This is a genomic window from Mesorhizobium sp. M0058 (assembly GCF_040323095.1).
Taxonomy (GTDB): domain Bacteria; phylum Pseudomonadota; class Alphaproteobacteria; order Rhizobiales; family Rhizobiaceae; genus Mesorhizobium.
The window spans coordinates 1-9,769 of the sequence record NZ_JAMYUQ010000041.1; the positions used below are offsets into that span (position 1 = coordinate 1).

Annotated in this window: 7 protein-coding genes and 1 pseudogene; 6 read left to right on the forward strand and 2 right to left on the reverse strand. The window is 58.3% G+C overall.

The window, feature by feature from the left end:
* Positions 1-309: 309 nt before the first annotated feature.
* From NKJ75_RS32485 to NKJ75_RS32495, 3 genes are all read left to right on the forward strand, one after another.
* On the forward strand, positions 310-1,563 hold the full coding sequence (locus tag NKJ75_RS32485; RefSeq protein ID WP_352500741.1) for a methylaspartate ammonia-lyase: 1,254 nt from the start codon (positions 310-312) through the stop codon (positions 1,561-1,563).
* Between the two features lie 3 nt (positions 1,564-1,566).
* Positions 1,567-2,718, forward strand: coding sequence for a CaiB/BaiF CoA transferase family protein (locus NKJ75_RS32490; protein ID WP_352500736.1), 1,152 nt, complete (start codon positions 1,567-1,569; stop codon positions 2,716-2,718).
* A gap of 106 nt (positions 2,719-2,824) precedes the next feature.
* Positions 2,825-3,727, forward strand: a complete 903-nt coding sequence (locus NKJ75_RS32495) for an HpcH/HpaI aldolase/citrate lyase family protein (protein WP_352500737.1) — start codon at positions 2,825-2,827, stop codon at positions 3,725-3,727.
* A gap of 49 nt (positions 3,728-3,776) precedes the next feature.
* Here the strand turns inward: NKJ75_RS32495 and NKJ75_RS32500 are convergent.
* Positions 3,777-4,069: pseudogene (locus tag NKJ75_RS32500) on the reverse strand (transposase); the annotation flags it as partial.
* A 1,274-nt stretch (positions 4,070-5,343) separates the two neighbouring features.
* Here NKJ75_RS32500 and NKJ75_RS32505 point away from each other — a divergent pair.
* The 3 genes from NKJ75_RS32505 to NKJ75_RS32515 all read left to right on the forward strand — a co-directional run bounded on the left by NKJ75_RS32505 (position 5,344) and on the right by NKJ75_RS32515 (position 9,434).
* The gene (locus NKJ75_RS32505; protein WP_352500742.1) at positions 5,344-6,270 is read left to right on the forward strand and encodes a LysR family transcriptional regulator; all 927 of its coding nucleotides are present in this window, start codon (positions 5,344-5,346) and stop codon (positions 6,268-6,270) included.
* A gap of 182 nt (positions 6,271-6,452) precedes the next feature.
* Positions 6,453-7,886 carry an aldehyde dehydrogenase family protein gene (locus NKJ75_RS32510; protein WP_352500738.1) on the forward strand — a complete coding sequence of 478 codons (1,434 nt, stop codon included), beginning with the start codon at positions 6,453-6,455 and terminating at the stop codon, positions 7,884-7,886.
* A 6-nt stretch (positions 7,887-7,892) separates the two neighbouring features.
* Positions 7,893-9,434: a fumarate hydratase gene (locus NKJ75_RS32515; protein WP_352500739.1), complete on the forward strand. Its 1,542-nt coding sequence runs from the start codon at positions 7,893-7,895 to the stop codon at positions 9,432-9,434.
* 117 nt (positions 9,435-9,551) lie between these two features.
* Here NKJ75_RS32515 and NKJ75_RS32520 read toward each other — a convergent pair.
* A partial coding sequence (locus tag NKJ75_RS32520; protein WP_352500740.1) for a transposase occupies positions 9,552-9,769 on the reverse strand: 218 nt, incomplete at its 5' end.

Below are 9,769 nucleotides of genomic sequence, written 5' to 3' on the forward strand. Positions count from 1 at the left end.
CAGTTTGCCCTGCTCGGTCCTGACCTCCGCATTCGATGTGGAAGTAGCCGATCGGGTAGCTCTTGAATTTCCTCTTCGCCGGTTTTTTCGAAGCCGTCGAACTGTCACGCGATCGGCTGTTGCGCACATATTTCCGGTAAACACGTTAGAGTGATGGCGGTTTGCTTGGCATGCGCAAGCCATCTGGAAACGCGATGGAACCGCCTCGGTTTTTATATTGGCGAACCGAAAGCCACGTGGCGCATAGTTGGCAGACGGTAATGCACCAGAGGCGGCCACAAAGTGTGTTGGAACGAACGAATGAAGCAAGTGCAGATCAAAGACGTTCTCTTCGCGCGTGGCAGTGGTGCGTTTTTCTATGACGATCAGGCTGCCATCATGGCCGGCGCCCCGCAGGACGGCTTCAGATATCTCGGCGAACCAGTAACTCCCGGTTTCACTTCTATCCGCGTTCCGGCGTCTTCGCTCAGCATCGGGCTTGTCCTGGTCGACGGCGCCGTCGTTTGGGGCGACATGATGAGTGTGCAATATTCTGGTGCCGGTGGGCGCGATCCTCTGTTTGACATCAAACAAATATCGGACCTGGCGTCGCGAGTCATAGTACCACGACTCCTCGACGTGGATGCATCTCTCTACCTTGACGCCCACGCGAAGATTTTCGAGCCGTTCGAATGCGAGCGGCTACCCCTCGCGCTTGAGTACGGCGTCAGCCAGGCCTTGCTGCGCGCGGCGGCCTACCTCCGGCGTACTACTATGGCAGAGGTTTTATGCACCGAATTTAACCTGCCGTTGCCGACCTGCCCGGTTCCGATTTACTGCCAGAGTGGTGACGCTCGCGAAATAAACGTCGATAAGATGATCTTGAAGGCCGTGGATGTGCTTCCCCACGGCCTGATCAACTCACGGCAGAAATTCGGCGTGGGCGGCCAGACCTTCATGGAGTTCGTGAAGTGGGTTGCGGCGCGCACGCGTGAAATCGGCCGTCCAGGATATCAGCCGGTGCTGCATTTCGATGTGTATGGCTGGATCGGCCAGGAAATCGGCCTAGAACCGTTAAGCATCGCAGACTTCATTTCCAGGGTCGCAGATACTGTGCCAGGTTTTGAGCTCAACATTGAATCCCCGGCGGATTTTGGTTCGACGCAAGCTCAGATTCAGAACTACGCGAAGATCGTCTCAATTTTAGACAGCCGGGGATCCCGCGCACGCATTGTCGTGGACGAGCGGTGCAATACGCTTGAAGATATCCGGCACTTTGCCGAAGCGAAGGCGGCGCATCTGGTTCAAATCAAGACGCCAGACGTCGGCTCAATCGGCGACACCGCGCGCGCAGTTCTCATCTGCAAGGCGAATGGTGTAGGGGCGTATGTGGGGGGAAGCTGTACGGAGACGGAACTCTCCGCCCAGGCTTCAGTGCATGTATCCGTTGCAACTCAGGCCGACGTGATGCTTGCAAAGCCTGGAATGGGTGTCGACGAGGCTTTTTCCATCGTCGGGAACGAACAGAACAGACTGCTATCGATCCTAAGCCGTCGTGGAGCTCAAACCGAAACTGTTGGATGAAAAATGCAGAACTCTCTTGAGGGGATTACCGTCGTTGCGGTGGAGCAGGCCGTGGCCGCGCCGTATGCGTCTTCTCGTCTTGCGGATGCCGGGGCCCGGGTCATAAAAATTGAACGGCCAGAAGGGGACTTTGCCCGAAGCTACGACAAGTTGGTCCGGGGGCAGAGCGCTTACTTCGTCTGGCTCAACCGGGGTAAGGAATCGGTCTGTCTGGACCTAGGATCGGAGGGGGACCGCGAGGTCCTAGACACGCTCATTGCCGATGCTGACGTCTTTATCCAGAATCTAAAACCCGGTAGTATTCAAAAACTGGGTTTCGGATCTGGTGATCTGCGTCGTCGATATCCGCGGCTGATCACCTGCGACATCTCCGGTTTCGGGGAGAAGGGGCCGTATTCCCACTTGAAGGCTTATGATCTCATCGTCCAGGCCGAAACAGGTCTATGCGCGATCACCGGCAACCAACAGGGGCCTGCGCGGGTAGGGGTCTCAGTTTGTGACATCTCGGCGGGCATGACAGCGCATAGCGCCATCCTCCAAGCCCTCTATCATCGCGAAGTCAGCGGCGAAGGCATCAGCATCCAAGTGTCGCTGTTCGATGCCGTCGCCGATTGGATGAATGTTGCGGTTCTGCAAAACGATTACGGTGGCTATCACACTGTACGAGCCGGCGTAAAACACCCGTCGCTGGCGCCCTATGGCGCTTATCGTTGTGCTGACGGGAAAGAAGTCATCTTTTCGGTTCAAAATGACCGCGAATGGGTAAATTTCTGCGAGAAATTCCTGAAGCAGCCGGAGCTTACACGCGCACCTCGTTTTGCTGATAATATGGAGCGTCTCGGTCACCGTGCGCAACTTGATGATATCATTGAGAGGCGCTTTTCCGGGCTGTCCTGCCATGAAGCGATGCGAGAGCTCGAGGCGGCCGGCCTGGCATATGGCCGCCTGAACGAAGTAGTAGATGTTTCAAGGCATCCACACGTTCGCAGGGTCGAGGTTGGAACACCTGAAGGAACCGTCGAGACTATAGCGCCGGCGGCGATTTTCAACTCCGAGCACCCGTCCCTGCGCCCGGTTCCGGCTCTTGGCGCTCATACTGAGACCGTCCGCGAGGAAATTCTGGGGCGTTTGCGCGCGAGAGCCGGATTGGCTTGAGCATGCCTCTCGGTAAGGTGAGTTCTAAAGCGCGATCTCAGGACGCCATCGGTCCAAAAAGCTCCCTCGAACCGCGTTCGCTGAAATCGCCCGCGGAGGCGAGTTCATGATCAAGGACACCTTTGCGTCCGTTGAAACGGCGATGTCTGTGCCCCGCTGGAGATCCCTGCTCTTTGTGCCCGCTCACGTTCCCCGTTTTGTGGAGACTGCTCATAAGCGCGGCGCGGATGGCATCATTCTCGACCTGGAGGACTCCGTCCCGCAAGATCAAAAGAGAGAGGCACGCCGGCAGCTTTCTGGATCCGTGGCAAAGGTGGGGCACAAGGGCGCTTCTGTTTTGGTCCGCGTCAATCGTGGTTTGCGCGCCTTGGCTACCGATCTCGATGCAGCCGTGATGGAAGGTGTTGACGCACTTGTTCTTCCGAAGACGGAATCGGCAGAGTGGGTGTCAGAGATCGCGAATGCGGTGTCGGATCTTGAACGGGAAAGAAATCTTGCGCCGGGACACATCCGGTTCCTTGCCCAGATCGAGACCCCAGCCGCCTTGCAAAGGCTTGCAGGTATTGCGTCGGCGCATCCAAGGATGGTTGCAATGGCGCTTGGTCCTGAAGACTTCTGCGCCGCTGTTGGCGGCGTCCCGGGATCCGACCTTCTCTTGACGCCAAACCTTGCCGTCCTGTTTGCCGCCGGAGCGGCCGGCTTGCTCCCACTGGGCTTCGTAGGAAGCATCGGCGAGTTCTCCGACACCCATACACTTCGCGAAGCCGCGGCATATGCGCGGCGGCTTGGCTTTGCCGGAGCTTTGGCCATCCATCCGACACAGGTGGCCGTATTCAATGAAGCTTTCACCCCAAGCGCACAGGAGCTCGAGTGGGCTCATCGTGTTGTCGCGGCCGAAAATGATGCAGCTGCGAGTGGGCTGTCTGCATTCTCATTGGATGGCAAGATGGTTGATCCGCCAGTGGTTCGGCGCGCCCACTACATCCTGGCACTCGACAGCAACAACTGAGCGTCTAGTCGGCATTTGGACAGCCACTCGCACAGTGAGGGATGGAGTGTCAAGTTGCATTTGCGAGCCCGAGGTTTGGGTGGCCTGCTGCTGCATTGAGAATGACGAGCAGCTTGTGGGCGAGCGCGATTTTTTCTCCTTTCCTGGGTCCTGCAACCATTGATTGAAGGCGGCGAGGTGAGGATCGTGTCTGGCGACGGTGCGAGCAACGAGGAACAGGATGGAGCGCTGGCCCTGGCCGCCGCCGCGCACCGACCGGTGACCACTGCGCTTGCCGCTGCCGTTGGCGATCGGCGCCAGGCCGGCGAGCTTGGCGATGGCCTCGTTGGAGAGGATGCCGATCCGGCGGTTGCGCCGTCAGGCCAAAGCGCCCTTTCGATTATAGCCTTCGGGCCATTCTGACCGAATAGAGGGAAGCCGCCGTCCGTAGCGATGACCTGCTGTCTAGAAAATCTGGGGGATGCTGCTTATACCGAGTGGAAACAACGGCATAGCATGTCAACTATATTTCCTGCTTGATTGCTGAACAGGAAGAAGGTGATTGCTGTAAAATCGTATGAAGTGCGGTTGAAAACGTGAGAGAGCATGGTTGTCTAGGTCGTTGAGAGGCAACGTAACTCCGCCACTATGCACCTGAATTCCCGTGGGATACGCCGAAGTACACCTCGGCCTGCCTGGAGGCCGACCATGACATATAGACAAAAGCAGTGCGATCATGCCCCGCTTGCATTTATTCTCTATCTGGCGTGGCAAGGTGGGCCGCAAGGGCGCATCTGTTTTGGCTCGCGTGAATTGTAGCTTGTTCGCCTGGCGGCCAATCTCGATGCGGCCTCAGAAGGTGTTGAGTCTTCCGAAGACCGATTCGGCAGAGTAGTGGTGCAGTATAGAGAATGGCGAATGGCGAATCGGGCCCTTGAGCGAGAAAGACTTTCGCCGGGACGCATCCAGTTCCTTGCCTCTTGCCCAGAGTGCGCTCGCAAAGGTCGCAGTCATTGCATCGGCGGGGGCCTGAAGCGGCGATCGGGTAACCGTCGCAGTGCTCTTGCGGGCGCCCGGTGAGCCGTCATGATGAAGGGTGGCGGTTGTGGGTTTCGGTCGGCGGGTTTGTTTTTAGATGTCGGCCGCCCCGTCCGCTATGTCACGAGCGGGAGACGCGATCGAGGACGATTCGCAGGATGTGCTGGCCCGGGCAGGTTGCCGCAGGTGCAGACAGGTTTGTGCCTTCATGTGGACGACCCGCGCAGCGATCTTATGAGAACAACGGCTGGTGTCGAATTGGGCGACGGCAAAGCGCTTCGGCATTGCGGCCCGCAGGCCCTAAGCCATCCGCTCGGCGCCAGCATGCAGGATGCGCTTCCCGTCCTACTCGCGCATGACAAACACGCAGGTGGGCGTAAGATCTGTCAGGGAGAACGACCAGATGCCCAAGAGGCCCAGATCATCGACTCGAGCTCGTCGTCTCGGAATATCGCCGACCAGCAGACTGCATTCGCGCCTTGTGGCAGAAAACGATGCCGGCACGCGTGGATTCGGCCCCAGTTAGTCCCTTGCCGGCTATCTCACTTCGAGATAGATAGGAAGGCTATGGGGATCATGCCCGGTTGGATTTGGTCATCTTGGACATAAGGCAGTTAAGATACTTTGTCGGCGTGGTCGAAGCAGGCAGTTTCACGAAGGCAGCGGCGACCCTCAACGTCGCTCAAAGTGCTCTAAGCCTGCATGTGCGTCAACTGGAGCAAGGATTTGGCACCCAGCTGCTGGTTCGGGACAGAACTGGTGTCAGCGTCACGGCGTCCGGAGACAAGCTGCTTGAGCGTGCGCGGAACATCCTGAAGGAAATTCAACTCACTGAGGCCGAACTGACCAACTCGGTGGCTGCTCCTTCCGGAGAGGTGACCATTGGCATCCCGTCCGGAGCCGCTCGTGTCCTTAGCGGTCCCTTGCTTGAATCGGTAAGAAGCGAATTGCCGAGAATCTCGCTTAAGATGATCGAGGGCATGACGGGGCCGCTCGAGGAGTGGATGGCGGCTGGCCGCTTCAATCTGGCTGTCCTTTACCGGACTGCCGAGAGTGTAGGGCGAATGACGGTGCTGGCACGGGAAGAACTTTGCCTGGTAGTGCCGCGGGGTGAACCCCCTTTCGAAGAGTCGATACCGCTCGCCGACCTGCATGCGTTTCCGCTGGCGGTTCCGATGCGCAACAACAATGTCAGGCGTTCGGTGGCTGATGTAATGGCGCAGCACGGGTGTGTGCTGGACGTCAGATTCGAAGTCGACTCCCTTTCCACGATCATCAACATGGTCATGGAAGCAAAAGCGTATTCTATCCTTGCCCCGTCGGCCGTTCAGAAAGAGGCGTCTCAAGGCCAAGTTCGGACGATTAAGATCATTGATCCGGTGATTACCCGCTCCGTTGTACTTGCCGTCAACCCGAAAGATGAGCGCTCTCCAGCCGTGTCTGAGGTGCGTAAGCTGATCCCCAAAGTGGTAACGACTTTGATCCAGGGCAGGCACTGGGCGGCAACGGTTCCGGATCGGGTTTAGACACATCCCAACGAGTTCCAGTGCCTTCGCTCTTTGGTGTCAATCTGGATTCGAGATGTCTTTGCTCGATATTTCATATTTGACCGAACCCTACCGTATCGATGAAACTGCGGCCTAGCGAGCCGAGGTCCGGATATCGGCGGGTCTCCCTCCGACAGGAATTCACTTGAGCGGAGCATGCGATGTTCAACGCCACGACCTATCAGCTTTTCATCAACGGTAGGTGGCGAGCCGGTAGTGACGCAACCACTCTGCCGGTGATCAACCCTGCGACAGAGCAGGTATTTGGCTCGGTGGCGGCGGCGTCGGCTTCGGATTTGGACGAGGCCCTTGCTTCTGCAGAGCGAAGCCGCCGGTCTTGGTCATCAAGGCCTGCAAAAGAGCGCGCGGAAATCCTTGTGGCGGGCGCCAGGATACTGGCCGCGAAGGTGGGAGACGCAGCGAAGGACTTGTCGAGAGAACAGGGGAAGACGATTGCCGAAGCAACAGGTGAGTACGGGCGCGCTGTCGAAACGCTGGAGTGGAATGCCACGCACGCGGAAGAGCTGTCGGCCCCAGTTCCAGCCGGCCCGAACCGGATACTTGTCCCGGAGGCCCTAGGCGTAGTCGCTGCCTTTACGCCTTGGAACTATCCCGCCGTTCTCATCGCCCGAAAGCTTGGCCCCGCTTTGGCGGCAGGCTGCCCGGTGATCCTCAAAGGGGCTGAAGAGACACCAAGCGCGGCTGTCCATTTCGTTGAAGCTTTGCGCCAGGCGGGCATCCCGGACGGCGTGGTCAATCTCGTCTTTGGCTTGCCTGTTCAAGTGTCCCGCCACCTGCTCAACTCGTCTATCGTCAAGGTCCTGACCTTTACGGGCTCGACCGAGGTTGGAAAACAGCTCGCCAAGCTTGCCGCAAACAACTTGCAGCGATGCATTCTTGAACTCGGCGGGCACTCCCCGGTCGTTGTATGCGAGGATGCTGACCTGGCAAAAGCTATACCGGCAATCACGGAATACAAGTTCGAGTGCGCGGGGCAGAGCTGCAATGCGCCCAGCAGGATTCTTGTCGCGGGAACCCTCTATGAGGAATTCCTATCCGGAATGATTGAAGCCGCCCGGAAGATCAAGATCGGCCCACCGGATGAACCGGCGACCCAGATGGGCCCAATGGCAAACGGGCGTCGTATCGAGGCCATGCAGCGTCTGGTCAAGGATGCGGTCGAGCGCGGTGCCCGCGTCGAAACCGGTGGCACCCGCTTGGACCAGCCGGGTTTTTACTGGCCACCAACCATCATAACGAGGGTGCCAAACGATGCGAAAGTGCTTCATGACGAGCCGTTCGGGCCGATCCTGACTGTAGCGCCGTTTGACACGATCGAGGAGGCCATCCGAGAAGCCAACTCCACCGAGTATGGCCTTGCGGCCTACCTCTTCACCGCGGCCGCCGATGCGAAACAGGCTCTGATTCGCGGTCTTTCTGCAGGCGCCCTCAGTGTAAATTACCTGAAAGGGGTTTCCGCGGATGCGCCATATGGAGGCGTTAAGCAGAGCGGCTATGGATATGAGGGCGGCGAACAGGGTTTTCGGTCCTTCCAGAGCCTAAAACTGGTCAACGGGTTTGCGTCATTCGGATGAGATTTCGTGAATAAAAAACGGACCATTGCCGGCGAGGATATCACAAAGAGCGTTGCCGACGCCCTTCAGTACATCTCGTACTATCATCCCCGCGACTATATCCGGTACCTTTCGCACGCATACGCGCGCGAACAGAGCCCGGCGGCGAAGAACGCCATCGGGCAGATTCTGCTGAACTCCCGCATGGCGGCCTTCGGACGGCGCCCAATTTGCCAGGATACCGGTCTGGTCGTGGTTTTCGCTAAGGTGGGGATGGGCGTTCACATCAATGCTGCAGCCAGTTTCGCTGACCTCGTGAATGAGGGGGTCCGCCGAGCATACCTTGACCCAGACAACCCGCTTAGGCCATCGATCGTCGCCGATCCGCTCGCCGGACGGATCAATACCCGTGACAACACGCCGGCTGTCATCCATGTCGACCTCGTGCCCGGGAACCGAATCGAGATTACCATCGCAGCAAAAGGGGGCGGGTCCGAAAACAAGGCTTGTTTCACCACCATGGCCCCCAGTGCGTCCGTTGCCGACTGGGTAGTCGACACCGTTTCAAGGTTGGGCAGCGGATGGTGTCCGCCCGGCCTGATCTCGGTCGGCATTGGTGGCAGCGCTGAAAAGGCGATGCTGCTTGCCAAGGAGGCCATGAATGAACCGATCGACATGTGGGAACTGATCGCCAGGGGGCCGTCAAGCGCGGAGGAGGTTCTGCGGATCGAGCTCTATGAAAGGATTAATGCGCTAGGGATAGGCGCTCAGGGCCTAGGTGGTCTGACGACCGTAGTTGACGTAAAGGTTGCGACCTATCCCACCCACGCCGCCTCGAAGCCCGTGGCGCTCATTCCGCAATGCGCCGCCAATCGGCACCTGAGGTTCACATTGGACGGCTCTGGCCCCATCACCCTTGAGCATCCCGACCTTTCCGAATGGCCCCAGATAGCTCATGAGGATTTGCACGCAACCGGCGTCCGACGGATTAATCTCGATGGGCTAACCAAGGAAGAGACAGCGTCATGGCTCCGCGGGGAAACGCTTCTTTTGTCCGGAAAGATGCTGACGGGCCGTGACGCCGCCCACCGTCGAATGGTCGAGCTGATCGATGCCGGCAAACCCCTCCCCGTCGATCTGCGCGGACGAGTGATCTACTACGTCGGTCCCGTCCGCGCGGTAGGGGATGAGGTTGTCGGGCCGGCTGGCCCGACCACCTCCAGCCGTATGGACGGTTTTACGGAAAAGATACTCGCCGAGACTGGCTTACTCGCGATGGTCGGCAAAGCCGAGAGGGGTCCGGCAGCCATCGAGTCGATCGTCAAACACAAAACACCCTACCTCATAGCAGTGGGCGGAGCTGCGTACCTGATTTCAAAATCCATCAAGGCGGCGCGGCTTGTTGCATTTGAAGACTTGGGCATGGAAGCTATCTTTGAATTTGAGGTGCAGGACATGCCGGTCATCATGGCCGTGGATGTTGAAGGGAACTCCATTCATAATTCGGGGCCTCTTGAGTGGCGCAAGCGGATGGCGGCCGATAGCATCGCCCGCAGCATCGGCGTCTGATATCTCAGGATTGGAGAGCGCTCCAGCTCCGGCGCCGGATTTTGAGCCGTATCGGGCCAACCCCCAGAGTTGGCAGCAGATAACTCGGCGTCTTGGGAAGCTGTAACATCTCAGCCCTCAATAGGAGGCCAGATGACTGCCACGCTTGAGTTTTTCGGTTGTGGCCTGATTGATGTATCGGTTGGCCTCCATCCAGTTTTCATTGGTCTCGACGGCCAACGCCCTGACCAGGCGCAGGCAGCTTTCGGTGTTGGGGAAGATGCGCACGACATAGGTGCGCCGGCGGATTTCCTCGTTGAGCCGCTCCAGCATGTTGGTGGATTTGAGATGCTTGT

What these genes read in the sequence shown, in the direction of transcription:
- NKJ75_RS32495 (WP_352500737.1), top strand. Translation starts at nt 2,825, where the DNA reads ATGATCAAGGACACCTTTGCGTCCGTTGAAACGGCGATGTCTGTGCCC.
- NKJ75_RS32490 (WP_352500736.1), top strand. Translation starts at nt 1,567, where the DNA reads ATGCAGAACTCTCTTGAGGGGATTACCGTCGTTGCGGTGGAGCAGGCC.
- NKJ75_RS32510 (WP_352500738.1), top strand. Translation starts at nt 6,453, where the DNA reads ATGTTCAACGCCACGACCTATCAGCTTTTCATCAACGGTAGGTGGCGA.